Below are 24,046 nucleotides of genomic sequence, written 5' to 3' on the forward strand. Positions count from 1 at the left end.
CTGGACCGGTGGGGAGCCGGGCGACCCGCTCGGCGGCTGGTCCCGCCGGGAGCGTCCGTCGCCGCGTGGGAGGGGCCACACCCCTGCCTCCAGGACATCGCGTCGCTCTGACGATTACACTGGCCGCGTGCCTCAACTACGCCTCGCCCTGAATCAGATCGACTCGACCGTCGGTGATCTCGCCGCGAACGCCGAGGCGATCGTGCACTGGACCCGGCACTCCGCCGAGCAGGGAGCGCACCTGGTCGCGTTCCCCGAGATGGTGCTCACCGGCTACCCCGTCGAGGACCTGGCCCTCCGGTCGTCCTTCGTCGAGGCGTCCCGCAGCGCGCTGCGGGCGCTCGCCGCGCGCCTCGCGGACGAGGGCTTCGGAGAGCTCCCGGTCGTCGTGGGCTACCTGGACCGCTCCGAGAGGGCGCAGCCCCGGTACGGCCAGCCCGCCGGTGCGCCGCGGAACGCCGCCGCCGTGCTGTACGGCGGTGACGTGGTGCTGTCGTTCGCCAAGCACCACCTGCCGAACTACGGGGTGTTCGACGAGTTCCGGTATTTCGTGCCGGGCGACACCATGCCCGTCGTCCGGGTCCGGGGTGTCGACGTGGCGCTCGCCATCTGCGAGGACCTGTGGCAGGACGGAGGCCGGGTCCCGGCCGCCCGCAGCGCGCAGGCGGGGCTGCTGGTGTCCATCAACGCCTCGCCGTACGAGCGGAACAAGGACGACGTACGTCTGGAGCTGGTGCGCAAGCGGGCCCAGGAGGCCGGCTGCACCCTGGCGTACCTGGCGATGATCGGCGGCCAGGACGAGCTGGTCTTCGACGGTGACTCGATCGTCGTGGACAAGGACGGCGAGGTCGTGGCCCGGGCCCCGCAGTTCGCCGAGGGCAGCGTGATCCTGGACCTCGACCTGCCGGCCACGTCCGCCGACGCGCCCACCGGCGTCGTCGACGACGGCCTGACCATCGAGCGGGTGGTCCTGTCGGAGGAGCCGCTGCCCGCGTACGAGCCGGAGCTGACCGGTGGGTACGCGGAGCGGCTGGAGGACGACGAGGAGGTCTACACCGCGCTGGTGGTGGGCCTCCGGGCGTACGCCGCGAAGAACGGCTTCCGGTCCGTGCTGGTCGGCCTGTCCGGCGGCATCGACTCGGCGCTGGTCGCCGCCATCGCCTGCGACGCGCTGGGCGCGCGGAACGTGTACGGCGTGTCGATGCCGTCCAAGTACAGCTCCGACCACTCCAAGGGAGACGCGGCGGAGCTGGCCCGCCGCACGGGGCTGAACTTCCGCACGGTGCCCATCGAGCCGATGTTCGACGCCTACATGGGCTCGCTGGGCCTGACGGGTCTGGCGGAGGAGAACCTCCAGTCGCGGCTGCGCGGCACGATGCTGATGGCGATCTCCAACCAGGAGGGACACATCGTTCTGGCGCCGGGCAACAAGTCCGAGCTGGCGGTCGGTTATTCGACGCTGTACGGCGACTCGGTCGGCGCGTACGGGCCGATCAAGGACGTGTACAAGACGTGGGTGTTCCGGCTCGCGCGGTGGCGCAACCGGGCGGCGGAGGAGCGCGGCCAGACGCCGCCGATCCCGGAGAACTCCATCTCCAAGCCGCCGAGCGCCGAACTGCGCCCCGGTCAGGTCGACACCGACTCGCTGCCGGACTACGACGTCCTGGACAGGATCCTGGAGCTGTACGTCGACCGGGACCAGGGCAAGGATGCGATCGTCGCCGCCGGGTACGACGACGAGCTGGTGACCAGGACGCTGCGGCTGGTGGACACGGCGGAGTACAAGCGGCGCCAGTACCCGCCGGGCACCAAGATCTCGGCCAAGGGTTTCGGCAAGGACCGACGGCTGCCGATCACGAACCGCTGGCGCGAGTCGACGACGGGCTGACCGGCCGGGCCGCCCCGGCCCCGGCCGTCACGGCGACGGCCGGGGCCGGGGCTGCCGGGTCAGAGGGTGACGCGCGCCGCGATCGGCAGGTGGTCGCTGTCCGTCTCCGGCAGCGTCCACGAGGCGACCGGCTCGACGCCCTTCACCATGATCTGGTCGATCCGCGCCATCGGGAACGCGGCCGGCCAGCTGAAGCCCATGCCGTCGCCGGCCGCGCCCTGGGTGGAGCGCATCTGGGACGTGACGGCGTTGAGCGACCGGTCGTTCATCGTGCCGTTCAGGTCGCCGAGCAGGATCACCTTGTCCAGGTCCTCGCGGACGATGGCCTCGCCCAGCGCGTCGGCGCTGTCGTCGCGCTGGTTGGCGGTGAACCCGGCGTTCAGCTTGACCCGCACGGACGGCAGGTGGGCGACGTAGACGGCGACCTGCCCCTGGGGCGTGGCCACGGTGGCGCGCATCGCCCGCGTCCAGCCCAGGCGGATGTCCACGGGGCGGCTGTCGCTCATCGGGTGCTTGCTCCACAGGCCGACCGTGCCCTGGACGGAGTGGTACGGGTAGGTGTCGGCGAGCGCCCGCTCGTACACCGGGACCATGCCGGGCTTGAGCTCCTCCAGGGCCACCACGTCCGCCCCGGAGCCGGCGATCTGGCGGGCGGTGCCCTCGGCGTCGGGGTTGTCGGCGTTGACGTTGTGCGTGACGACCATCAGGTCGCCGCCGGTGCCGGACTTGTCGGTGACGAGCCCGCCGAAGAAGTTGAGCCAGATCACACCCGGGAGCAGGGCGGCGATCAGCGCCGTGGCCGACCGGCGCAGCAGGGCGGCCACCAGCAGGACCGGGACGAAGACGCCGAGCCACGGCAGGAACGTCTCTGTCAGGCTGCCCAGGTTGCCGATCTTGTTGGGGATCTGGGCGTGGAAGATCATCAGCAGTGCGAGCAGCACGGCACAGCCGGCGAGCAGGGTGCCCCGGCGCCAGATGCCGGGATCGTCGCGCCAGCGGTCGAGCACAGACCGGAAGCGGGATCCGGTGCGCCGCTGCTCCTGCGCGCTGCCGTTCCCCGTGTCCGTCACGTCCACCCGCGCCATGCCGTCGTCCTCACTGCCTTGCTTGTCGTGCGCTGTCGTACACCCGCCCCGGACCCGACCCTAGGGGATCGGGGGACGGCCGTACTGCCACGAGGACGAAGAGGCGGCGCGGCGGGTTCCGGGGGGCCGGGACAGAAACGGAGGCTGTGACAGAACGCGCACAAAACGGGGCCGGTGCGGGTGTCCGGAGAGTTGGCCGCGGACCCACTTCCCCCCACGCGGCACGAAGTGCCACCATGGACGTGGTCCGGGGACGCCGTAAGGGCGCCTCGAGATGACGAAGGAGCCGTTCACATGACGCTTCAGGCTGCCTCGAAGCAGCCCGCCGACAGCAGCAAGGCGCTGTACGGCGGCAAGGGCACTCGCCGCATCACCGTGCACGACATCGCCGCCGCCAAGGAGCGTGGCGAGAAGTGGCCCATGCTGACCGCCTACGACGCGATGACCGCGTCGGTGTTCGACGAGGCCGGTATCCCGGTGATGCTCGTCGGCGACTCGATGGGCAACTGCCACCTCGGTTACGAGTCCACCGTTCCCGTCACGCTCGACGAGGTCGCCATCCTGTCCGCCGCCGTGGTGCGGGGCACCAGGCGCGCCCTCGTCGTGGGCGACCTGCCCTTCGGCTCGTACCAGGAGGGCCCCGTGCAGGCCCTCCGGTCCGCCACCCGGCTGGTGAAGGAGGCCGGGGTCGGGGCGATCAAGCTGGAGGGCGGTGAGAGGTCGCTGCCGCAGACCGAGATGCTGGTCCAGGCCGGTATCCCCGTGATGTCGCACCTCGGCCTGACCCCGCAGTCCGTGAACACCATGGGCTACCGGGTGCAGGGCCGCGGCGACGAGGCAGCCCACCGGCTGCTGCGCGACGCCAAGGCCGCGCAGGACGCGGGCGCCTTCGCGGTGGTCCTGGAGCTCGTCCCGGCGGAGCTGGCCGCCGAGGTCACCCGGTCCCTGCACATCCCGACCATCGGCATCGGCGCGGGGCCCGACACGGACGCGCAGGTCCTGGTGTGGACCGACATGGCGGGCCTGACCGGCGGCAAGGTGCCGCGCTTCACCAAGCAGTACGCCAACCTCCGGCAGACGCTCGGTGACGCGGCACGGGCGTTCGCCGACGACGTGGTCGGCGGAACGTTCCCGCAGGAGGAGCACACCTTCCACTAGCCACTCCCGGTACAGACGACGGCCCGCCGACTTCCCCCATCGGCGGGCCGTCGGCGTCCGGGGCGGCGCGGGCCGGGCTTAGCCTGGATACTGGAAGTGGACTCGGGGGTCTCACGCTCGCACCCGCCCGGGAGGCGGTAGACATGCCCGGAATCGTGCGCAAGAACTTCGACTCCGCTGACGAGACCCGGCCGTTCGAGGACGGCAAGGGCAAGCTCGACCTGGTGAACACGGACAAGGGCCCGGTGGGCCGGGCCGTCTTCGAGCCGGGATGGCAGTGGACGAAGCACGTCAAGCCCATCGCCGGTACCGACAGTTGCGAGGCGTCGCACGCCTGCTACGTCGTCAGCGGCCGGCTGAAGGTCGTCATGAACGACGGCACGGAGGACGAGGTCGGCCCCGGTGACTTCTTCGCCGTCGAGCCCGGCCACGACGCCTGGGTCGTCGGGGACGAGCCGTGCGTCCTGGTCGACTGGGTGGGCTTCGGCAACTACGCCGTGCCCGCGGGGTCCACCTCCTGAGCTGTAGGCGATCTGTCGGTGGTTCGTCACCGGTGTCGGTGACGTGTCGGTGGCCCCTGGTGCCATGGGGGCATGAAACGTTCCGACACCAACGCCGTCGAGGTACGAGGCCTCGTCAAGCACTACGGCGCCACCAAGGCGCTGGACGGGGTGGACCTCGACGTACGGGAGGGCACCGTCCTCGGTGTGCTCGGCCCGAACGGCGCCGGCAAGACCACGCTCGTCCGCTGCCTGTCCACCCTGATCGTCCCGGACTCCGGGACCGCCACCGTCGCCGGGTACGACGTCGTCCGGCGGTCGCGACAAGTGCGCCGCGTCATCGGCCTCACCGGGCAGTACGCGTCGGTCGACGAGAAGCTGTCCGGCTGGGAGAACCTGTACATGATCGGGCGGCTGCTCGACCTGTCCCGCAAGGACGCCCGCCGCCGCGCCGACGAGATGCTGGAGCGGTTCTCGCTGACGGACGCCGCGGCGCGTCCCGTGCTGTCGTACTCCGGGGGCATGCGGCGCCGGATCGACCTGGCCGCCTCCATGATCGGCCATCCGTCCGTCCTCTACCTGGACGAGCCCACGACGGGCCTGGACCCCCGCACCCGCAACGAGGTGTGGGACGAGGTGCAGCGGATGGTCGCCGAGGGCGTGACCGTCCTGCTCACCACGCAGTACATGGAGGAGGCCGAACAACTGGCCCACGAGCTCACCGTCATCGACCGGGGGCGGGTCATCGCCGGCGGCGCGGTCGACGAGCTCAAGGCGAAGGTCGGCGGCCGCACCCTCCAGGTCCGGCCCGTGGATCCCGCCCAACTGCCCGCGATGGCACGGGCCCTGGAGGACAGCGGGCTGGCCGGCGTCGCGGGGGCGACGGTCGTCCCGGACGAAGGCGGGCTGTACGTTCCGATCCTCAGCGACGAGCAACTGACCGCGGTGGTGGGCCTACTGGGGGCGCGCGGCTTCGGCATCGCGCACATCGGTACGCAACTGCCCAGCCTGGACGAGGTGTTCCTGGCCATCACCGGCGTAAGGACGTCGTCCGCGGTGTCCGACACGATCCCCGAGGAGGTCGCCGCGTGAGCACGGTGACGACGGCGCCCGCCGACGGGCGCATCGGACTGCGGGCCAACGCCCGGCACATCGGCGCCCTGGTGCGCCGCAACGCCCTCCAGATCAAGCAGGACCCCGAGTCGATGTTCGACGCCGTCCTGATGCCGATCGTCTTCATCCTGCTGTTCGTGTACGTCTTCGGCGGCGCGATCGCGGGCAAGGGCAACCAGCAGGAGTACGTCAACCATGTCACGCCCGGCCTGATGGCGATGATGGGCCTCAACATCGCCATGGCCGTCGGGACCGGTGTCAACGACGACTCCAAGAAGGGTGTGATGGACCGGTTCCGGACGATGCCCATCGCCCGGTCGTCCGTCCTCGTCGCGAAGATCGTCGTCGAGATCGGCCGGATGCTGGTCGCCACGACGATCCTGCTCGGCATGGGTTTCCTGCTGGGCCTGGAGATCAAGACGTCGGTGCTGGAACTGCTCGCGGCCGTCGGTCTGTCGGTGGTCTTCGGCGCCTCGCTGATGTGGGTCTTCATCCTGCTCGGTCTCGCCATGAAGACGGCCCAGGCCGTGCAGGGAGTGGCCATGCTGGTACTGCTGCCGCTGCAGTTCGGCTCCTCGATCTTCGTCCCGCCGGCCACGATGCCCGACTGGCTGAGGACGTTCACCGACTACAACCCGCTCTCCAACCTGGCCGACGCCGCCCGGAACCTGATCAACGGCGGGCCGGTCGCCCACTCGGTGTGGATGACGCTCGCCTGGGCGGCGGGCATCACGCTCGTCACGGCGCCGCTCGCGGTGACCAGGTTCCGCAAGAGGACCTGAACGTCACACGTCGGCCAGCAGGGCGGCGGCCTCCTCGACGGTGAGGCCGCCGCCCTCGGCGTACCCGGCGTCGAAGGCGGCGTCCCCGATGACGGCGCGGGTCGCCGCCACGGCGTCCGCGAGGTTCTCCCGCTCCATCGGGGACCGTACGTACCCGGCGGGCAGGAGAGCGGCATGGGCGCCCAGCAGCACGGCGGCGGTGTGCGCCCTCGGGCCGCCGAGACCGGCCAGTGCCCGGGCGGCGGTGACCAGGTGGACGGAGGGCATGTGCGGGGCGACCATCGTCGACAGCGGCTCCTGGGCGTGCACCAGGGCCCGGGACACCCGGTCGAGGGCCTCGGCGTAGCGCCCGTCCAAGGTGTCGAGCCAGGCGCGGACACCGAACGTGAACCCCTGGAAGAGGGACAGGGCACCGGGCCGGAACTCCTGCGCCAGCGCGTCCAGTTGCCTCCTGGCCTCGTCGGTGCGGCCGGTGCGGCCGAGCCACAGCGACAGGAACAGCCGTGCCGCGGGAACCGCCTCGTGCCCGGAGGCACGGCCCTTGGCCAGGACCTCGCGCAGGATCCGTTCGCCCTCCTCGCCGTGTCCCGTCTCGTTCAGGGTCTCGGCGTACCGGACGCGCAGCAGCGACATCTGGGCCTGGGCACCGAGCCGTTCGGCGTGCTCGATGGCCGCCGCGAAGTCCTCGGCGGCGCCCGCGTACTCGCCCCGCCGTTCGCGGGCCTCACCGCGCGCCGACAGTGCCTCGGCCGCGCCCCACGAATCGCCGAGCCGGGTGAAGATCTTCAGGCTCTCGTCGGCGTCGCCGCTCGCCTCACCGGCCCAGTCGCTCCGGTTGGCCAGCACATTGGCCCTCATCTGGAGGACGCAGGCCAGCTCCCACTCGTAGCCGTACACCCGGCACGCCTCGACGGTGTCGTCGAGGAGGCTGCGAAGCTGGTGGGCCTCACCGGTGAGCAGCACCGCGTACCACCACAGGGTGCCGGGCATGCGGCACGTCTGCGGCAGCCCGGGGCGGTAGGCGCTCCTGATCCGGCGGGCCCGTTCCAGGCCCTCCGGGGTGGTCCAGGTCTCCGTGTGGTGGTCCATGCTGGCGAGCTGCACCAGGCGCACCCCGCGGCGGGCCTCCATCAGCTGCTCGTCGCTCATCGGCGGCGGGGAGTCGGTGCCGCGTTCGGTGAGGGGAGGGGCGACGGCGACGGGCGGGGCGAACGGGTCCGGGCCGAGCGCGGCGGCGGCGTCGGCCCAGTGGAGGGCGTCGGTGCGCAGGTCACGCATGCTCCAGTACCAGACCAGGGACAGGACGAGGCACAGGGCCTCGTGCTCGTCCCGGGCGGCGACGGCGCGGCGCAGCGCGGTGCGGAGGTTCTCGTACTCCAGCTGGAAACGGGCGAGGGCGGCGCGCTGGCGCGGGCCGCGGAGCTCGGGGTCGGTGGTGCGGGCGAGTTCCCGGTAGTGGACGAGGTGGCGGCGCTCGGTGCCGGCGCGGTCGCCGGCCTCGTCGAGGCGTTCGGCGGCGTACTCGGCGACGGTCTCCAGGAGCCGGTAGCGCATGTCGCCGCTCTCCGTGGGAGTGGCGACGACGAGCGACTTGTCGACGAGGGAACCGAGCACGTGCAGGGTGTCGGGCGCGTCCGGCCCCCCGCAGACGGCCTCGGCGGCGTCCAGGTCGCAGCCGCCGGAGAACACCGACAGCCGTCGCAGTACGGCTCGTTCCGGCGCGTCGAGCAGGTCCCAGGACCAGTCGACGACCGCGCGCAGCGTCTGCCGGCGCGGCGGGACGGTACGGCTGCCGCTGGTGAGCAGACGGAAGCGGTCGTCGAGCCGGTCGGCGATCCGGCGCGGGGTGAGCATCCGCAGGCGGGCGGCGGCGAGTTCGATGGCGAGCGGCAGTCCGTCGAGGCGCCGGCAGATCTCGGCGCACGCCTCGGGGTCGTCGGCCACGTCGAACCCCGGCCGGGCGGCGGCCCCGCGCTCGGCGAGCAGCCGCAGCGCCATCGGGTCGGGCAGCGGGTCGACGGGCCGCACGGTCTCCCCCGGGACACCGAGGGGTTCGCGGCTGGTGGCGAGCACGGTGAGCCCGGGGCACTCCTCCAGCAGCCGCTCGGCGAGCGTCGCGGCGGCGGACACGACGTGCTCGCAGTTGTCGAGCAGGATCAGCATGCGGCGCCGGGAGCAGTGCTCGGCGAGCCGTACGAGGGCGTCGTCGGCGTCGCCCTGCCGCTCGGCCACCCGCAGCCCCTCCGCCCCGGCGCCGCGCAGCACGGTCTGGCGCGCCCCGAGGGCGGTGAGCACGGCGTCCGGCACGGCGTCGGGGTCGTCGACCGGCGCGAGTTCGGCCAGCCACACGCCGTCGGGCCACGCACCCGCGCCCCGCTCGGCCGCCTCCTGGGACAGCCGTGTCTTCCCGGCCCCGCCGGGCCCGAGCAGCGTCACGAGCCGCGCCCGCGCGAGGTCGTCGAGGACGGCGCCGATGTCCTCCTGTCGGCCCACGAAGCTGGTGAGCCTCGCCCGCAGGTTCCCGGGCCGTGGCGCCCCGCCGTGCGCGTCGCCCTGGCCGTCCGCCCCGTCCCCGGCCGAACGGCGCCGGCCGGACTCCTCGCCCTGGGCGGGGGTCGGTGCGGAGTCGGCCGGACGACCGCCGTCGGGCGCCTCGCCCCGGCGGCCGGGGGCGCCGACGGGCGGGGCCACCGGGGCGCCGTCGGCCGGCCGGCCGTCATGGGGCACGTCGGCCCCGGCGCCGGAACCCGCGGCGGGGCGCGGCAGGGGTGAGGCCGGGGCGAGGAGTTCGGCGTGCAGGGCGCGGAGTTCGGGGCCCGGGTCGGTGCCCAGGCGGGTGGCGAGGTCCTGGCGTACCGCCTCGTACTCCGCCAGCGCCTCCGCCGCGCGGCCCGCCGCTCGCAGTGCGCGGATGCGCAGCGCCCGCAGCGGCTCGTCGAGCGGGAACTCACCGCACAGGGAGGCCAGTTCGGGCAGCGCCTCGTGGGGGCGGCCCAGGGCGAGCAGGGCGGCGAGCCGGGCCCGGCGGGCCTCGCGGCGCCGGGCCTCCCAGCCGGCCGCCTCGGCCGTCCGGTCGGGCAGGTCCGCGAGCGCCGCGCCCCGCCACAGCGCGAGCGCCTCGTCCAGGGCGGTCACCGACCCGGCCGGGTCGCCCGCCTCCAGCGCCCGAACGCCCCGCGACGCCAGCCGCTCGAACCGGTGCAGGTCCACGTCGTCGGCGTCGGTACCGAGCCGGTACCCGCCCGCCGCCGAGACCACCGCGTCCGGCCCGAGCAGCCGCCGCAGCCGCCCCACCAGGGCCTGCAGCGCGCCCGGCGCGTCGGCGGGCGGGGCGCCGTCCCACACCGCGTCGATCAGGAGCCCGGCCGGGACGGTGCGCCCGGCGCGGAGCGCCAGTACCGTCAGCAGCGCGCGCAGCCGCGCTCCGCCTACCGGTACGGCGGAGCCGTCCGCGCGGTGGACCTGCGTGGGACCGAGAACGGAGATGCGCACCCGCCCATTGTCCTTCCCGCCGCCTCCTCCGCCGCGTCCGGTACGGTCGACCCGGTCCGCACCCGCCCGACTCCCAGGAGCACCGCCCATGGCCACCGCCACCTCCCGCACCGGCGACCGGAGGATCAGCCCCGTCTTCCTCGGGATCGCCGCCATCATGGCGGTCACCGGATGGGCGGTGTGGACGGGCTTCTCGGCCAACCTGGGCCTCGCCGTCTTCCTCTTCGTGACGTCCGGGTGGATCGTCTCGCTGTGCCTGCACGAGTACGCGCACGCCCGCACGGCCCTGCACGGCGGCGACATCACCATCGGCGCGAAGGGCTATCTGACCCTCAACCCGCTGAAGTACACGCACGCGCTGCTGAGCATCGTGCTGCCGGTGCTCTTCGTCATCATGGGCGGCATCGGCCTGCCCGGTGGCGCCGTCTTCATCGAGCGCGACCGCATCCGGGGCCGGTGGAAGCACAGCCTCGTCTCCGCGGCGGGTCCGCTGACCAACGTCCTGTTCGCCGTCGTGTGCACCGCGCCGTTCTGGCTGGGGGCGCTGGACGGCGTCCCGTTCGGCTTCCGTTTCGCGCTCGCGTTCCTGGCGCTGCTGCAGGTGACGGCCGCGATCCTGAACTTCCTGCCGGTGCCGGGCCTGGACGGGTACGGCGTGATCGAGCCGTGGCTGTCGTACAAGGTGCGCCGCCAGGTGGAGCCGTTCGCCCCCTTCGGGCTGCTCGCGGTGTTCGCGCTGCTCTTCGTCCCGGAGATCAACCACGCCTTCTTCGGGCTGGTCGACACGGTGCTGCACGCGCTGGGCGTGCAGGACGCCGAGACGTACTGCGGGCAGCAGCTGTACCGCTTCTGGCAGGGGGAGAACGTCCTGTGCGGGGACCTCGTCAGCCAGTGACGTGCTTCGCACGGCGGTGGTAGTACCACGCCATGTTGGAGGAGACGCCCGCCAGCAGCACCCACACGATGCCGAGCCATGTGCCCTGGACGAAGGAGACCACCGCCGCGGCGACGGCGAGGACGCAGACGGCGAGGGCGTACAGAGCGAGGCGGGGCATGGGGGTCGGCTCCTGTCCGGATACGGCGTGAAACGTGCCCGTCCAGTGTCCCCCATGCCCGGCCGGCCACCGGACGCCGGTCAGATGTCGGTGACGCGCAGACCCGCGTGGGCCTTGTAGCGGCGGTTCACCGAGATGAGGTTGGCGACCAGCGCCTCCACCTGGTGGGCGCCGCGCAGCCGGCCCGCGAAGACGCCCCGCATCCCGGGAATGCGCGCGGCGAGGGCCTGGACGATGTCGGTGTCGGCGCGCTTCTCGCCCAGCACCATCACGTCCGTGTCGATCTCCTCGACCGACTCGTCCTGGAGGAGGACGGCGGACAGGTGGTGGAAGGCGGCCGTCACCCGGGACTCCGGCAGCAGGGCGGCGGCCTGCTCGGCGGCGCTGCCCTCCTCCGGCTTGAGGGCGTAGGCGCCCCTCTTGTCGAACCCGAGGGGGTTCACGCAGTCGACGACGAGCTTGCCGCGCAGCTCCTCTCGCAGCGCGGAGAGCGTCGCGGCGTGTCCGTCCCACGGGACGGCGACGATCACGATGTCGCTGCGCCGGGCGCAGTCGGCGTTGTCGGCGCCCTCGACGCCCAGGCCCAGCTCGGCGGCCGCGGCCTCGGCGCGCTCGGCGGCCCGCGAACCGATGATCACCTTCTGGCCGGCGCGCGCGAGGCGGTAGGCGAGGCCGCGGCCCTGGTCGCCGGTGCCGCCGAGGACACCGACGACGAGCCCGGAGACGTCGGGGAGGTCGTACGGATCAGTAGTCATGGTCCCGACATTACGTGGCGCGTCCCCGTCCGGGTGACGCGGCGCCGAACGCCCGCGGGACGGGCGGGCGCGGGGGCACGATACGGCGCCATGGATGCCGTACGTGTCGCACTGCTGCGTGAGGTTCTGGACGGTACGGAATGGCCGGCGGCGGTCCGCCGGTTCGCCGGGGCCCTGCGGTCCTCGGTGGTGCCGCGGGGCGGCGGGCTGCTGCTGGTGGGCACGGAGCGGTACGAGCCGTGGCACCTGGCCGCGCACCTGGTGGACGAGGCCGCGTGGTCGGGCCGCCCGGAGCTCGCGCCCACCCTCGTACGGCACCGGGTGGGGCCGGCCGAGCCCGCGCACCTGTCGGTGGGCCTGGGCCGGCTGGAGGCGGCCGGGCGGGGCGCGACGCTGCTGGTGGTGGCGCCCGAGCGGCCGGGCTGCGGCCTGCTGGAGCGGGTGCACGACGCACGGCGGGCGGGCGCGACGGTGCTGTCGCTGGACGGCGGGGACCGGGAGGTGCACGGCCTGGCACACGAGGCGCTGACGGTGACGGACGAGGACGACGTGGACCTCGACGTGGTCCAGCACCTGGTGAGCGCCGCGGCCGGCGAGAACACCCTGCCCGCCACCGGGCCCGGCCGCCGCCGCTTCCGGGACCGCCTGGCACGCCTGGCGGACCAGCTCACATCGCCGCCGCCACCGCGCTGGTAGGGCGTTCGGGGGCCGGGCACCGGCGAAGCGGGACGGGGCGCCCCCTCCTCCGTGCCCCAAGCCGTGCGGCGTGGCCCCTGCGGCTCGTCCTGGAGCCGGCGGCCTCGGGTCCCGGCACGGGACCCGTCACGGCGCCGCCGGCCTCTGCGGGGGCGCCCCTGCCCGGAACCCGCCGCCCCGGCGGTACGCCGTCCGCGGCCGGGCCCGTGCTCCTTTCAGGGAGCAGTCGTCGCGCACAGCGGGCGGTGGCCGTCAGGCGGTGTCGTCCTTCGGGGCGTCGTGCCATTTGGGGTCGGTCTCCCACTGGAGGTTGCGCTCCCGGGCGGTCTCCATGGCGTGGGAGGCCTCCTCACGGGTCGCGTACGGGCCGAAGCGGTCGGCCGCGCGGCACTCCGGCCCCTCCTCCACCCTCCCGTGCTTCAGGCAGTAGTACCACTCGCCCGGCTTTCCTTCGGTGCGCCTCTTGAACAGGGCCATCTCGGCTCCTTCCTCTGTCGCAATGGTGCCCCGTGAGGCCTGGTTAGACTCGCTGGCATGTCTGGCCAGTCGCTGCTCGTACCAGGGGAACTCTCCCCCACCCGTTCCGTCCCCGGATCCATCCGCCGCCCCGAGTACGTGGGCAAGCCCGCCCCGACGCCGTACACCGGCCCGGAAGTGCAGGATTCCGACACCATCGAGCGGATGCGGATCGCGGGCCGCATCGCCGCGCGGGCGATGGAGGAGGCCGCCAAGCACATCGCGCCGGGCGTGACCACGGACGAGCTGGACCGGGTCGCGCACGAGTACATGTGCGACCACGGCGCCTACCCGTCGACGCTCGGCTACCGGGGCTTCCCGAAGTCCCTGTGCTCCTCGGTCAACGAGGTCATCTGCCACGGCATCCCGGACTCCACCGTCCTGCGTGACGGCGACATCGTGAACCTCGACGTGACGGCGTACATCAACGGCGTCCACGGCGACAACAACGCCACCTACCTGTGCGGGGACGTGGACGAGGAGTCGCGGCTGCTCGTCGAGCGGACCCGCGAGTCCCTCAACCGCGCCATCAAGGCGGTCAGGCCGGGCCGCCAGATCAACGTCATCGGCCGGGTCATCGAGTCGTACGCCAAGCGCTTCGGCTACGGGGTGGTGCGGGACTTCACCGGGCACGGGATCAACTCCTCGTTCCACTCCGGACTGATCATCCCGCACTACGACTCCCCGCACGCCACCACGGTCATCCAGCCCGGCATGACGTTCACCATCGAGCCGATGCTCACGCTCGGCACCCATGAGTACGACATGTGGGACGACGGCTGGACGGTGGTCACGAAGGACCGCAAGCGGACCGCGCAGTTCGAGCACACACTGGTGGTCACGGACACGGGAGCCGAAATCCTCACGTTGCCCTGACGCTCCGAGTGGGTACGGTTCTTACCGACAGACCGTCGGGAACCAGTTGACTTAGGTAATCCTAAGTAGGAGGATCGGCGGTAGTGGCGGCCCCCGGCTGCCACGTCCCGTCCCCTCGGTCCCCGGAGGCCCGCCTTGGACGCAAGCGGCACCGTCACCCCGTTCTCGACGCTCATCCGCACCGCCTCGCACCAGCAGCACACCGAGGCGGAGAGCTCGACCTTCATGAGCGACCTGCTCGGCGGGCGGCTCGGCGTGGAGGCGTACGCCCGCTACACCGAGCAGCTCTGGTTCGTGTACCGGGCCCTGGAAGGTGCCGCCGACACGCTGCGGGACGACCCGGTCGCCGGGCCGTTCATCCAGCCGGAGCTGTACCGCACCGCCGAACTGGAGCGGGACCTGGCCCACCTGCGCGGGCCGGGCTGGCGTGCGACGGTCACCCCGCTGCCCGCCACCACCGCGTACGCCGCCCGGGTCGAGGAGTGCGCCCGCACCTGGCCCGCCGGGTACGTGGCGCACCACTACACGCGCTACCTGGGCGACCTGTCCGGCGGCCAGATCATCCGCGACAAGGCCGAGCGGACGTGGGGCTTCGCGCGCAAGGGCGACGGCGTCCGGTTCTACGTCTTCGACCGGATCCCCAACCCGGCGGCCTTCAAGCGGGGTTACCGCGAGCTGCTGGACCGGGTGAACGCGGACGACCTGGAGAAGCAGCGGATCATCGACGAGTGCAAGCGCGCCTTCGACTTCAACGGCGCCGTGTTCCGCCAGCTCGGGGACGAGTTCCCGCTCAGCGCCTGATCTCCCGCACACGGCCGCCGAGTTCGATCGCGCCGTCCGGGCCGGGGGCCGTCAGCAGTTGCGACCCCCGGCCCTGCGTGATGTTCAGGGCCCGGCCGAGCCGCGCCGTGAGCAGCAGGGCGGCCGCACCGGTGGCCTCGTCCTCGTCGATGCCGTCGCCCCGGCCCGGGAACGCCCGCGCCCGCACGCGGCCGGCCGCCTCGTCCTCCCACGCCCACGCGTAGATCCACTCGCCGGGCGGCGGCACGTCCAGCGCGTCCACCTCGGCGGGCGAGGCGTACTGACGGACCGTCCGCGCGGGCGCCCACTCGGCGCGGGCGGTGATCCAGGTGAACTCACCGTCCCAGCGCGCCCACACCTCGCCCGCCGGCGGGTTCAGCACTTCCAGGTCCAGCAGCCAGGCGGTTCCCACGAGCGGGTGCCCGGCGAACGGCAGGCGAACGCCGGGCGTGTAGATGTCGACGACCCCGCGCTCGGGGTCGTCGACGAACACGGTCTCGCTGAAGCCCAGGTGCTTGGCGAACGCCTGCCGGGACGCCTCGTCGGGATGGATCCGGCCGTCGCGCACGACACCGAGGAGGTTGCCGTGGCGGCCGTCACCTCCGCAGAAGACGGCAAGCACGTCGTATGCAGTGTTCACCCGGGCATTGAAGCACGCGGTCAGACGGTACGGCGGCGTACCGCGAACACCACGGCGGCACCCGCGGCGGCCGTGGCTCCGGCGGCGGCGAGCACGGACCCGGCGGGCAGGTCCGCGCCGGTCGCGGCGAGCGAGCCGGTGGAGCCGCCGACCGTGCCGCCGCCGACCGTGCCGCCGCCACCCGCGGTGCCCCCGCCCGCCGTGCCGCCGCCGGTGGTCGTCCCGCCGCCGCTGGTCCCGCCGGACGTGCCTCCGGTACCGGTCGCGGGCGGCAGTGTGGCCGACGTGTCGAGCGAGAGCACCACCGTCACCGGGTCGATCGCGGTGCCCGGCTTGTAGAACGCCTCACCGCCCGGTCCGGCGAACTGCGCCGCCCCTTCGGCGGTGAGGGTGGCCGGGATCCTCGTGAGGGACACGACCCCGTTCCTGGCGGTGTAGTCGGCCTTGCGGAGATCGAGGTCGGCGAACTTCACGTCGTTCTTGGTGCCCTTGGCGGTGGTGACGTCCGCGAGCAGCGTGCCGCGGTCGCCGGAGGCCCGGACCTTCACGTCGGCGACGGTCCAGTCGATGCTGTGCGCGGCGCACGCGAAGCGCAGGGCGCCGTCGAACGCGGCGTCGGCGCTGCGGGCCTTCGCGTCCACAGCTGCCCTGCCGAGGCGGAAGTCCCAGGCGGTGCCGTTCCCGCCGGCGCCCCCGCTGGGCGTGACCGTGCCGCCGCACGTCTCGGTGACGTAGGTGCGCCAGGACTGCTTGACGCCCCAGGTCAGCCTGCCGTCGACGACCCCGGGGGCGGACTTCGTGGGCACCGGGGCCGGCTTGGGCGACGCGGTGGTCGGGGCCGGGGCCGGGGCGGAGGTGCGGGTCGGGCTCGGCGTGGGGGTGGGCGTGGGGGTGGGCGTGGGGGTGGTGGGCTTGGTGGCGGGGCGTACCGAGAGGGTCGCCGGGTCCAGCGGGTCGCCCTCCTTGTAGTACCCGGCGAACGCCTCGGCGCCACCCTTGGTCAGTTTCGCCGGGATGTCCTTGAAGACCATGGCGCCGCCCTGGCCCTGGCCCGGACGTATGCCCGTCATGTCGAGCGCCGCGATCGCCACGTCCTGCTTCGACTCGACGACACCGTCCTTGTTCTTGGACACCACGTCGGCGGTGATCTCGCCGGCCGGAACGGCCGAGCCCTTGGTGGAGAGCTTCAGGTCGGAGAGTTTGATGTCGAGCACGCCCTGGTGCGCCTCGAAGCGGACGGCGCCCTGGAAGGTGTTGCTGGTGGCGTGCGTGCCCGGGTCGTACGTACCGGTCCCGCGGACGAATCTGAACGGACCGTTGTCCGGGGCCTGTTCGGCGCCGCCCTCGACGGTGATCCTGCCGTGGGCGAAGGGGGAGGCGAGGTACGCGCGGAAGGACTTCTTGAAGCCCCAGTCCAGTGTGGAGTCCTTCAGGTCGACGGCGGGTACGGCCGCAGCGGTGTCGGCCGCAGCGGTGTCGGCCGCAGCGACGGGGGCGGCGAGGGTGATCGGGCCGAGCGCGGCCGCCGTGGCGACCGCGGCGGCAAAGGCTGTGGAACGCATGGTCGTTGCTCTCCTCGGGGGGTGGGTGGAGGGGGTCAGTGGGTCCGCTTGCGGCGGCGGACGATTGCGTACGCGGCCGACGCGGCGACGAGCAGCACGGCGGCGCCCGCCGCGACGTACGGGGTGGTGGGGGTGGTCGTCGTCGCCGTGGTGGTACGGGGGGAGGCGCCGGCCGTCACGGGGGTGGGCGACGCGGTGTCGCTGCCCAGGTCCGGCAGGGCGGGCAGTTGCGCCCGGGTGCCGACGACCACGGCGAGCGAGACGGGGTCCATCACCGTGCCCGCCCGGTACATCCCGCCGAACGCGCGGGCCCCGCCTGTGGTGAGGGTCGCGGGCGCCTCGGTGACCGCCGCGAGGCCGTTCCGCGCGGTGAGCCGTCCGGCCGCGAAGGTGACGAGGGGGACCGCCGCCCGGGTACGGCCCGCGCTCGTGACGTCGGCGTTCAGGGTGCCCCGGCCGTCCTTCACGTGGACGGTGACGGCGGTCAGGGTCAGATCCAGGTGGCTGCCGGTGAAGCGGACGCCGCCCGTGAACTCCGCGTCCAGGGTGCCGGTCCGCGGGTCGTACGTGCCGGTGCCGCGCGGAAAGCGGAACAGGGCGCCGCCGTCCTGGGCTCCTCCGCTCAGCGTCCAGCGGCCGTTGGCGACGGGGCCGGTGACGTATTCGCGGAAGGTGCGGCGTACGCCCCAGTCGACGGCCGCGTCCCGGAAGGCGCCGGCGGGGAGCCTCGTCGACGCGGACGGCGACGCCGACGCCGACGAGGACGGGGACGGGGACGGGGACGGGGTGGAGGTCCGACCGGGGCCCTGGACGTCCACCGAGAGGCTCACGGGGTCGAGGGGCGTGCCCGCCGTGTAGTAGCCGGCGAAGGCGCGGGCGCCCTCGGCGGTGAGCGTGGCCGGTACGGAGTCGAGGGCGAGGGGTGATCCGCCGCCCCGCATGTCGATGCCGGTCAGGTCGAGGGAGGCGAACGGGACGGACGAGCTGCCGCCCACGTCGGCGTACAGGGTGCCCCTGCCGTGCTCGACGCGGACGCGGGGGCGGCTGATGGTGAGGTCCAGTTGGTGCGACCCGTCCGCCTTGCGGTGGCCGAGGAAGTGGACGCCGCCGGAGAAGGCGGCCTCGAAGGTTCCGTCGTCCGGGTCGTACGAGCCCTGGGCGGAGTGGAACCGGAACAGGTTGTCGCCGGTCGTGGCGGCGCCTTGCGTCAGGCTCCAACTGCCGTGGGCGACGGGCCCGGTGACGTAGTTCTGGAAGGAGGACTTGACGCCCCAGTCGAGTCGGCCGCCCTGCACCGCGCGGTCCGCCGCCCGTGCCGTGGTGGCCGGGAGGAGCACGGTGGCCAGCAGCGCCACGACGACGACGGCGAGGAGCTGGACGTGAGCGCGGGCCGGTCCGGACGACGGCGGCATGGATCCCCCTCCAAGGGCTGGCCAGTGAGGTAAGGCTAACCTAAGCTACTTCCGCGCGACGGGAAACGACAAGACGACGACAGGACGGTGCTTCGGTGCGCAGATCCCGCCTGGCCGGTGCCCTCACAGCGGCCGTATCGGCGCTCGCCCTCACCCTCACCGGCTGCGGTGACGGCGGGGGCGCGGACGGCACGGGCCGGCAGGCCGCGCCCGCCACCGCACCCGACCGGGTCGAACCGCTCGCCGGCCCTCCCCCGCCACCACGACTGCCCGTCACCGTCCCCTCGGCGGACGGGCGGCGGGTCACCGTCACCTCGGCGGACCGCGTCGTGCCGCTCACCGGCTCACTGAACGAGATCGTCTTCACGCTGGGGCTCGGCGAGCACGTCATGGCCCGTGACATCACCGCCACCTTCGAACAGGCGGCGGGCCTGCCAGTGGTGACGCGCGGTCATGACGTCTCGGCCGAAAGCGTCCTGTCCCTCGAGCCCACCGTCGTCCTCGCCGACACGACCACCGGTCCCGCCGAGGCACTCGCCCAGATCCGTGACGCGGGCGTCCCGCTCGTCGTCGTCCCGCCGGCCAAGGCGCTCACCGACGTCGGCGCGCGCATCGAGGCGGTCGCGGCGGCGCTCGGCGTGCCGGCCGCCGGCACCGCGCTGAAGACCCGTACGCAGCAGCGCATCGGCGCCGTGCAGAAGCGGATCCCGGCCGAAAAGCACGACAAACCGCGCGTGGCCTTCCTCTACCTGCGCGGATCGGCGTCCGTGTACCTGCTCGGCGGGCGCGAGTCGGGGGCGAGTTCGCTGCTGGAGGCCGCCGGGGCGGTCGACGCCGGCAAGGAATCCGGCCTGACCAAGGACTTCACCGCCCTCACCAGCGAGGCGCTCGCCCAGGCCGCGCCCGACGCGCTGCTCGTGATGCGCAAGGGCCTGGAGTCGGTCGGCGGCGTCGACGGGCTGATCGGGGTGCCGGGCGTCGCCGAGACCCCGGCCGGGGCGGACCGCCGCATCGTCTCCATCGACGACGGCGTACTGCTCAACTACGGGCCGAGGACCGACCAGGTGCTGGATTCGCTGGTGGCGCAGCTGTACGGCGGGGACGGCGTGCGGTGACCTCCCGCACCACGTGGCCGCTGACCGGTGCCCTGCTCACCGCCCTGCTGCTGCTCGCCCTGCTGTCGGCGGGACTCGGGGCGTACGACATCCCGATCGGCGACGTCCTCTCCTCCGTGGGTCACCGCGTCGGTCTCGGCGGTCACGCGCTGGACCGGTCCGCCGAGAGCGTCCTGTGGAACATCCGCCTCCCGCGCGTGGTGCTCGCGCTGCTCGTCGGTGCGTCGCTGGGGTGTGCGGGCGCGCTGGCGCAGGGCGTGTTCGGCAACCCGCTCGCCGAGCCGGGCGTCATCGGCATCTCCGCGGGCGCCGCGGTGGGCGCGGTGGGCTCGATCGCGCTGGGCTGGAGCTTCCTCGGCACGTGGACGGTGTCGGTGTGCGCCTTCGTGGCCGGGCTCGCCACCGTGCTGCTGGTGTACGCGATGTCCCGCGAGGGCGGCCGTACGGAGGTGGTGACGCTGATCCTCACGGGCATCGCGGTCAACGCCTTCGCGGGCGCGCTCATCGGGCTGTTCGTCTTCTTCGCCGACAACGCGCAGCTCACCCAGATCACCTTCTGGCAGCTCGGCTCGCTGGCCCAGGCGACCTGGCCCAAGGTGCTCGCCGTCCTGCCGTGCGCGTTCGTGGGCCTCGCCCTCGCGCCGCTGTACGCCCGCGAACTGGACCTGCTGGCGCTCGGTGAACGCCCGGCCCGGCACCTGGGCGTGGACGTGGAGCGGCTGCGTGTGGTGCTGATCCTGGTGGTGGCGCTGCTGACGGCGGCGGCGGTGGCCGTGGCGGGCGTCATCACCTTCGTGGGCCTGGTGGTGCCGCACCTGCTGCGGATGGCGACGGGCCCGGGGCACCGGTTCCTGGTGCCGGGCAGCGCGCTGGGCGGGGCGGTGGTGCTGGTGGCGGCGGACCTGGCGGCACGTACGGTCGCGGCTCCGGCGGAGCTGCCGCTGGGCGTGCTGACCGCGCTGCTCGGCAGCCCGTTCTTCTTCTGGCTGCTGCGCAGGACGCGGCGGAGGCAGGGTGGTTGGGCGTGAGGTTCGGCAGGCGGGTGCGTGAGCTGCCGGAGCGCGTCGCCGTCGGCACGGTCGTGGCCGAGGCGCGTTCGGTACGGGTCCGGCTCGGGGGCCGGGACGTCCTGGCCGGGGTGGACGCCGAGGTACGGGCGGGCGAGGTACTGGCGCTGGTGGGGCCCAACGGGGCGGGGAAGTCGTCCCTGTTGGGCGCGCTGGCCGGGGACCTGGTGTGCACGGCGGGCGAGGTGCGGATCGGGGGGCGGGCCGCGGGCGAGTGGACCGCGCCGGAACTGGCGCTCCGGCGGGCCGTGTTGCCGCAGTCGGCCGCGCTGGCGTTCCCGTTCCCCGTCGCGGAGGTGGTGCGCATGGGCCGGGCGCCCTGGGCGGGCACCGGGTGCGAGGACCAGGACGAGGAGGCCGTCGCCGGGGCGATGGCCGCCACCGAGGTCGACGCCCTGGCCGGGCGGCCGTTCCCGGCGCTGTCCGGGGGTGAGCGGGCGCGGGCCCTGCTGGCCCGGGTGCTGGCCCAGCGGGCGCCGCTGCTGCTGCTGGACGAGCCGACGGCGGCGCTGGACCTGCGTCACCAGGAGCTGGTGCTGCGGCTGTGCCGGCGGCGGGCCGCCGCCGGGGACGCGGTGGTGGTCGTCCTGCACGACCTCGGCCTGGCCGCCGCGTACGCGGACCGGGTCGCCGTGCTGCGGGACGGCCGGGTGGCGGCGGACGGCCCCCCGGGCGAGGTGTTGCGCGGTGGGCTGCTGAGCGAGGTCTACCGGCAGCCGGTCGAGGTGCTGCCGCACCCGCGCGGTGGGGCACCGCTCGTGGTTCCGGTGCGGGAGCGGCGGGAGGGAACCTGAACCCGGCGCTCCGTCGGCTCCGGGTCCCGGTAGGGTTCGGACGGTCATGTGGGGGTCGAGGAGCAGAGGCAACCGATGAGAAGGCGGGCCCTAGGGCGGGCGGCGACGGCGCTCGCGGCGACGACGGTGCTGGCGCTGACGGCGAGCGGGTGCGTGACGGTGCACGGCGAGCTGGAGGTCGTGCCGACGGCGACGAAGGACGAGGCCGCGCGGGCGCTGAAGGATTTCACCGAGGCGTACAACAAGGCCGACAAGGCCTACGATCCGGCTCTGGACGCGGGCCGGGTGACCGGCGCGCTGGGGGCGATCAACCAGGCCGGGCTGAAGGCCCGTAGCGTCACCAGCCCGGGCGGCAACCCCGGCCACCGGCCGCTGGAGCTCACCGACGCCCAGTACGTCATACCGAAGAAGGCCGGCTGGCCGCGCTGGTTCGTCGCGGACACGGACTCCAACCGGGACGCCGACCAGGGCGTGGACGACAATCGCTGGGTGCTGGTCTTCGTGCGCAACGGACCCGAGCAGTTGTGGGAGGTCGCCTACCTGCAGATCCTGCCCGCCGGCGGGGTCCCGAAGTTCAAGACGGACCAGGACGGGTGGGCGGAGCCGGCCGCACCGGACTCCACCACGCTGGCGGTGGCGCCGAAGAACCTGAGCGAGGAGTACTCCTCGTACCTCCAGACGGGCAAGCCGGCCCACTTCACGGCCGGGGCGCACACCTCGGTGTGGCGCGAGGAGCGTGCCAAGGTCGCCAAGCGGCCCGGGATGGCCACCCAGTTCGTGGACCAGCCGCTGGACACCGGGGACTACGCCCCGCTCGGTCTGACGACCCAGGACGGCGGCGCGCTGGTCTTCTTCGCGACGCGGTTCTACGACCGGCAGGTGGCGGCCAAGGGGTACCGGCCGAAGGTGGGCCCCGACGTGCGGGCGCTGATGACCGGGGAGGTCAAAAGCACCCTCACCAAGGAGTGGGTGTCCAGCCAGGCGGTACTGGTGAAGCCGGCCGGCGCGCAGTCGGACCAGGTGACGTTCGTGGGCCGGCTTCAGGGTGTGACGGCGGCGACGGGTTCGTGACCCGGTTCAGCGGCTGAGCGGCCAGGCCACCGAGTGGTGGTCGTCGTGCCCGTCGTACTGGTCGGCGTGGCGCGCGCACGCGTCGGTCAGCGCCTCCAGCAGGGTCAGCGGGTCCGGCAGCGGGTGCTCCGGGCCGCGTACCCACCCCACGCCCAGGTCACCGGGAAGGCGGGCGGGCGGTACGAGGACGTAGGAGCCCCGGCAGTGCCAGCGCAGCCCCGGGTGCTCGTCCATCGTCTCGGGGTGGCAGTCCAGCTCGCACGGCCACCACTCGTCCTCGTCCTCGGGCGTGCCGCGGGTGGCGGTGAAGAACAGCATCCGGCCGTCCCCGGACTCGGCGACCGGGCCGACGTCGATGCCCTCTCCGAGCAGCCGCTCCAACGCGGCGCGACCGGCCTCCAACGGAACGTCCAGGACGTCGTGGACCATGCCGGTCGCGGTGATGAAGTTGGCCTGCGGCTGGCCCTCGGCCCACCGCTCGATCTGGGCTCGGTCGGTGGTGGACTGCGTCTGCCAGGCGAAGGAGACGGGATGGCGGGCCGGCGTGGGGCAGCCGATGCGCTCGCAGGAACATCGGTAGCCGACGGGGTACGCGGCGGGGGCGAGCGGCAGGCCTGCGGCGGCGGTGGCCCGGAGCAGATCTTCGCGGCTCGGGGTCTCGACGGCGGTCTTCTTCGGGCGCCGTCGCAGCCACTGCGCGAGTTTGTTCTCCGTGCCGCGGTAGCGGCCGATCCCGTCGCCCATCTATCCCCTCACACCTCTGCCAGGCCCTGCGGTCCCTGCCATGGTCCCACCATCCCGCGTCTTCGGTGACCGGAGTCCCCAACCTGACGGCGACGACCGGTCCCGCGGCACCACCAGACCGGTCACATTGCGGGGTTATGTGGCGATTCGCACCCTGCTGCGGGCGGCCGGGCGTGAGGAGCTCCACGGAGCGAGCGCGGGGACGCGGGCGGTGGGCGCTCAGCGCGGGGCGAGGCCGTAAAGGGCGTACTCGACGAGTTCGTCCGCATACGCGTGACTGAGCGGCCGGGTGCGCAGCAGCCAGCGGTGGGTGAGCGGGCCGACGAAGAGCTCCAGGGCGACGCGCGGGTCGATCTCCGGGCGGACCTGACCCTCCTCCCGGGCGGCGGCCAGCCGCCTGACGTACAGCTGGAGCTGGGGCTCCAGGAGCTGCTCGACGAACTGGGCGCCGAGCTCGGGGTTCACCACGCCCTCGGCGGCGAGGGCGCGGGAGGGGGCGTCGTACCTGGGGTCGTTCATTTCGTCGACCGTGGCACGCAGCACGAGCTTGAGGTCGGCCTCGAGGTCACCGGTGTCCGGGATCTCACTGTCGGCGTCGCCGCCGAGGGCCTCGTTGGCCTGGACGCCGAGGTCGACGAAGGCCTCCAGGAGGACGGCCGCCTTGGAGGGCCACCAGCGGTAGATGGTCTGCTTGCCGACCCCGGCGCGGGCAGCGATGCCCTCGACGGTCGTCCTGGCGTAGCCGATCTCGCCCACGAGGGCGAGGGCGGCGTCGTAGATGGCGCGGCGGGAGCGTTCGCTGCGGCGCGTGGAGTCGGGTGCCTTGGTCTCAGCCATGTCCCTCAATCTAGCAGTGGTGCGAGGCGAGACGTATCGTCTTGACAAGACGATACGTCTCGTTCACCCTGGAGCATGTCAGCACGA

The 24,046-nt window shown here is 73.3% G+C and carries 23 protein-coding genes; 13 read left to right on the plus strand and 10 right to left on the minus strand.

The genetic code is table 11. The features are described 5' to 3' along the window. Window positions 1-127: 127 nt before the first annotated feature. Window positions 128-1,888: an NAD+ synthase gene (locus tag ACZ6C1_RS32790; RefSeq protein ID WP_469246020.1), complete on the plus strand. Its 1,761-nt coding sequence runs from the start codon at window positions 128-130 to the stop codon at window positions 1,886-1,888. A 59-nt stretch (window positions 1,889-1,947) separates the two neighbouring features. Here the strand turns inward: ACZ6C1_RS32790 and ACZ6C1_RS32795 are convergent, their stop codons facing one another. After that, window positions 1,948-2,973, minus strand: coding sequence for an endonuclease/exonuclease/phosphatase family protein (locus tag ACZ6C1_RS32795; protein WP_469246022.1), 1,026 nt, complete (start codon window positions 2,971-2,973; stop codon window positions 1,948-1,950). Between the two features lie 294 nt (window positions 2,974-3,267). On the opposite strand from ACZ6C1_RS32795, the gene panB reads away from it, so the two are divergent. The 4 genes from panB (at window position 3,268) to ACZ6C1_RS32815 (ending at window position 6,526) form a co-directional block, all read left to right on the plus strand. Beyond that, window positions 3,268-4,131: a 3-methyl-2-oxobutanoate hydroxymethyltransferase gene (gene panB / locus ACZ6C1_RS32800; protein WP_469246024.1), complete on the plus strand. Its 864-nt coding sequence runs from the start codon at window positions 3,268-3,270 to the stop codon at window positions 4,129-4,131. Window positions 4,132-4,274: 143 nt separating this feature from the next. Beyond that, window positions 4,275-4,652, plus strand: coding sequence for a cupin domain-containing protein (locus ACZ6C1_RS32805; RefSeq protein WP_469246026.1), 378 nt, complete (start codon window positions 4,275-4,277; stop codon window positions 4,650-4,652). Window positions 4,653-4,724: 72 nt separating this feature from the next. Beyond that, window positions 4,725-5,723, plus strand: a complete 999-nt coding sequence (locus ACZ6C1_RS32810; RefSeq protein ID WP_469246028.1) for an ATP-binding cassette domain-containing protein — start codon at window positions 4,725-4,727, stop codon at window positions 5,721-5,723. Continuing rightward, window positions 5,720-6,526 (plus strand): ABC transporter permease, encoded by an 807-nt coding sequence (locus ACZ6C1_RS32815; protein ID WP_469246030.1) that lies wholly within the window; start codon window positions 5,720-5,722, stop codon window positions 6,524-6,526. The genes ACZ6C1_RS32810 and ACZ6C1_RS32815 overlap by 4 nt, the downstream gene beginning before the upstream one ends. 3 nt (window positions 6,527-6,529) lie before the next feature. Here the strand turns inward: ACZ6C1_RS32815 and ACZ6C1_RS32820 are convergent, their stop codons facing one another. After that, a complete protein-coding gene (locus tag ACZ6C1_RS32820; protein WP_469246032.1) occupies window positions 6,530-10,018 on the minus strand; it encodes an AfsR/SARP family transcriptional regulator in 3,489 nt (1,162 codons plus the stop codon). 88 nt (window positions 10,019-10,106) lie between these two features. On the opposite strand from ACZ6C1_RS32820, the gene ACZ6C1_RS32825 reads away from it, so the two are divergent. Continuing rightward, window positions 10,107-10,913 (plus strand): site-2 protease family protein, encoded by an 807-nt coding sequence (locus ACZ6C1_RS32825; protein WP_469246034.1) that lies wholly within the window; start codon window positions 10,107-10,109, stop codon window positions 10,911-10,913. Here ACZ6C1_RS32825 and ACZ6C1_RS32830 read toward each other — a convergent pair. Both ACZ6C1_RS32830 and npdG read right to left on the minus strand, forming a co-directional pair. Then, entirely contained in the window at window positions 10,903-11,073 is a 171-nt protein-coding gene (locus ACZ6C1_RS32830) for a hypothetical protein (protein ID WP_469246036.1), read from the minus strand. The genes ACZ6C1_RS32825 and ACZ6C1_RS32830 overlap by 11 nt on opposite strands. 80 nt (window positions 11,074-11,153) lie before the next feature. Further along, on the minus strand, window positions 11,154-11,828 hold the full coding sequence (gene npdG / locus ACZ6C1_RS32835; protein ID WP_469246038.1) for an NADPH-dependent F420 reductase: 675 nt from the start codon (window positions 11,826-11,828) through the stop codon (window positions 11,154-11,156). Between the two features lie 90 nt (window positions 11,829-11,918). On the opposite strand from npdG, the gene ACZ6C1_RS32840 reads away from it, so the two are divergent. Beyond that, window positions 11,919-12,524, plus strand: a complete 606-nt coding sequence (locus tag ACZ6C1_RS32840; RefSeq protein WP_469246039.1) for a hypothetical protein — start codon at window positions 11,919-11,921, stop codon at window positions 12,522-12,524. Window positions 12,525-12,776: 252 nt separating this feature from the next. Here ACZ6C1_RS32840 and ACZ6C1_RS32845 read toward each other — a convergent pair whose 3' ends face one another. Continuing rightward, complete coding sequence (locus ACZ6C1_RS32845) at window positions 12,777-13,001, minus strand: hypothetical protein (RefSeq protein ID WP_469246041.1); 225 nt, start codon at window positions 12,999-13,001, stop codon at window positions 12,777-12,779. 57 nt (window positions 13,002-13,058) lie between these two features. Between ACZ6C1_RS32845 and map the strand changes: the two genes are divergently transcribed. After that, complete coding sequence (gene map / locus ACZ6C1_RS32850) at window positions 13,059-13,916, plus strand: type I methionyl aminopeptidase (protein ID WP_469246042.1); 858 nt, start codon at window positions 13,059-13,061, stop codon at window positions 13,914-13,916. A gap of 135 nt (window positions 13,917-14,051) precedes the next feature. After that, complete coding sequence (locus ACZ6C1_RS32855) at window positions 14,052-14,717, plus strand: biliverdin-producing heme oxygenase (RefSeq protein WP_469246043.1); 666 nt, start codon at window positions 14,052-14,054, stop codon at window positions 14,715-14,717. Here the strand turns inward: ACZ6C1_RS32855 and ACZ6C1_RS32860 are convergent. Genes ACZ6C1_RS32860 through ACZ6C1_RS32870 form a run of 3 tightly spaced genes read right to left on the minus strand, consistent with a single transcriptional unit; the run spans window position 14,707 to window position 18,331 of the window. Continuing rightward, window positions 14,707-15,357, minus strand: coding sequence for a PhzF family phenazine biosynthesis protein (locus ACZ6C1_RS32860; protein ID WP_469246044.1), 651 nt, complete (start codon window positions 15,355-15,357; stop codon window positions 14,707-14,709). The genes ACZ6C1_RS32855 and ACZ6C1_RS32860 overlap by 11 nt on opposite strands. Before the next feature lie 20 nt (window positions 15,358-15,377). After that, complete coding sequence (locus ACZ6C1_RS32865) at window positions 15,378-16,919, minus strand: HtaA domain-containing protein (protein ID WP_469246046.1); 1,542 nt, start codon at window positions 16,917-16,919, stop codon at window positions 15,378-15,380. 35 nt (window positions 16,920-16,954) lie between these two features. After that, the gene (locus ACZ6C1_RS32870) at window positions 16,955-18,331 is read right to left on the minus strand and encodes an HtaA domain-containing protein (RefSeq protein ID WP_469246048.1); all 1,377 of its coding nucleotides are present in this window, start codon (window positions 18,329-18,331) and stop codon (window positions 16,955-16,957) included. 95 nt (window positions 18,332-18,426) lie between these two features. Between ACZ6C1_RS32870 and ACZ6C1_RS32875 the strand changes: the two genes are divergently transcribed. The 4 genes from ACZ6C1_RS32875 to ACZ6C1_RS32890 all read left to right on the plus strand — a co-directional run bounded on the left by ACZ6C1_RS32875 (window position 18,427) and on the right by ACZ6C1_RS32890 (window position 22,378). Next, window positions 18,427-19,446, plus strand: coding sequence for a heme/hemin ABC transporter substrate-binding protein (locus tag ACZ6C1_RS32875; RefSeq protein WP_469246050.1), 1,020 nt, complete (start codon window positions 18,427-18,429; stop codon window positions 19,444-19,446). Continuing rightward, window positions 19,443-20,474 (plus strand): FecCD family ABC transporter permease, encoded by a 1,032-nt coding sequence (locus tag ACZ6C1_RS32880; protein WP_469246052.1) that lies wholly within the window; start codon window positions 19,443-19,445, stop codon window positions 20,472-20,474. Before ACZ6C1_RS32875 ends, ACZ6C1_RS32880 begins: the two co-directional genes overlap by 4 nt. Continuing rightward, entirely contained in the window at window positions 20,471-21,307 is an 837-nt protein-coding gene (locus ACZ6C1_RS32885) for a heme ABC transporter ATP-binding protein (RefSeq protein ID WP_469246054.1), read from the plus strand. Before ACZ6C1_RS32880 ends, ACZ6C1_RS32885 begins: the two co-directional genes overlap by 4 nt. 75 nt (window positions 21,308-21,382) lie before the next feature. Further along, window positions 21,383-22,378, plus strand: a complete 996-nt coding sequence (locus ACZ6C1_RS32890) for an SCO2278 family lipoprotein (protein WP_469246056.1) — start codon at window positions 21,383-21,385, stop codon at window positions 22,376-22,378. A gap of 6 nt (window positions 22,379-22,384) precedes the next feature. Here the strand turns inward: ACZ6C1_RS32890 and ACZ6C1_RS32895 are convergent, their stop codons facing one another. After that, complete coding sequence (locus tag ACZ6C1_RS32895) at window positions 22,385-23,122, minus strand: bifunctional DNA primase/polymerase (RefSeq protein ID WP_469246058.1); 738 nt, start codon at window positions 23,120-23,122, stop codon at window positions 22,385-22,387. Window positions 23,123-23,341: 219 nt separating this feature from the next. Continuing rightward, window positions 23,342-23,959 carry a TetR/AcrR family transcriptional regulator gene (locus ACZ6C1_RS32900; protein ID WP_469246060.1) on the minus strand — a complete coding sequence of 206 codons (618 nt, stop codon included), beginning with the start codon at window positions 23,957-23,959 and terminating at the stop codon, window positions 23,342-23,344. Window positions 23,960-24,046 lie beyond the last annotated feature (87 nt).

The sequence above is a fragment of the Streptomyces sp. NPDC041796 genome (genome assembly GCF_055590785.1).

Bases quoted from the DNA above. Each gene is read 5' to 3' on its own strand.
- ACZ6C1_RS32795 (WP_469246022.1), bottom strand. From the start codon at position 2,973: ATGGCGCGGGTGGACGTGACGGACACGGGGAACGGCAGCGCGCAGGAG.
- panB (WP_469246024.1), top strand. From the start codon at position 3,268: ATGACGCTTCAGGCTGCCTCGAAGCAGCCCGCCGACAGCAGCAAGGCG.
- ACZ6C1_RS32805 (WP_469246026.1), top strand. From the start codon at position 4,275: ATGCCCGGAATCGTGCGCAAGAACTTCGACTCCGCTGACGAGACCCGG.
- ACZ6C1_RS32810 (WP_469246028.1), top strand. From the start codon at position 4,725: ATGAAACGTTCCGACACCAACGCCGTCGAGGTACGAGGCCTCGTCAAG.
- ACZ6C1_RS32825 (WP_469246034.1), top strand. From the start codon at position 10,107: ATGGCCACCGCCACCTCCCGCACCGGCGACCGGAGGATCAGCCCCGTC.
- ACZ6C1_RS32830 (WP_469246036.1), bottom strand. From the start codon at position 11,073: ATGCCCCGCCTCGCTCTGTACGCCCTCGCCGTCTGCGTCCTCGCCGTC.
- npdG (WP_469246038.1), bottom strand. From the start codon at position 11,828: ATGACTACTGATCCGTACGACCTCCCCGACGTCTCCGGGCTCGTCGTC.
- ACZ6C1_RS32840 (WP_469246039.1), top strand. From the start codon at position 11,919: ATGGATGCCGTACGTGTCGCACTGCTGCGTGAGGTTCTGGACGGTACG.
- ACZ6C1_RS32845 (WP_469246041.1), bottom strand. From the start codon at position 13,001: ATGGCCCTGTTCAAGAGGCGCACCGAAGGAAAGCCGGGCGAGTGGTAC.
- map (WP_469246042.1), top strand. From the start codon at position 13,059: ATGTCTGGCCAGTCGCTGCTCGTACCAGGGGAACTCTCCCCCACCCGT.
- ACZ6C1_RS32865 (WP_469246046.1), bottom strand. From the start codon at position 16,919: ATGCGTTCCACAGCCTTTGCCGCCGCGGTCGCCACGGCGGCCGCGCTC.
- ACZ6C1_RS32870 (WP_469246048.1), bottom strand. From the start codon at position 18,331: ATGCCGCCGTCGTCCGGACCGGCCCGCGCTCACGTCCAGCTCCTCGCC.
- ACZ6C1_RS32890 (WP_469246056.1), top strand. From the start codon at position 21,383: ATGAGAAGGCGGGCCCTAGGGCGGGCGGCGACGGCGCTCGCGGCGACG.
- ACZ6C1_RS32895 (WP_469246058.1), bottom strand. From the start codon at position 23,122: ATGGGCGACGGGATCGGCCGCTACCGCGGCACGGAGAACAAACTCGCG.
- ACZ6C1_RS32900 (WP_469246060.1), bottom strand. From the start codon at position 23,959: ATGGCTGAGACCAAGGCACCCGACTCCACGCGCCGCAGCGAACGCTCC.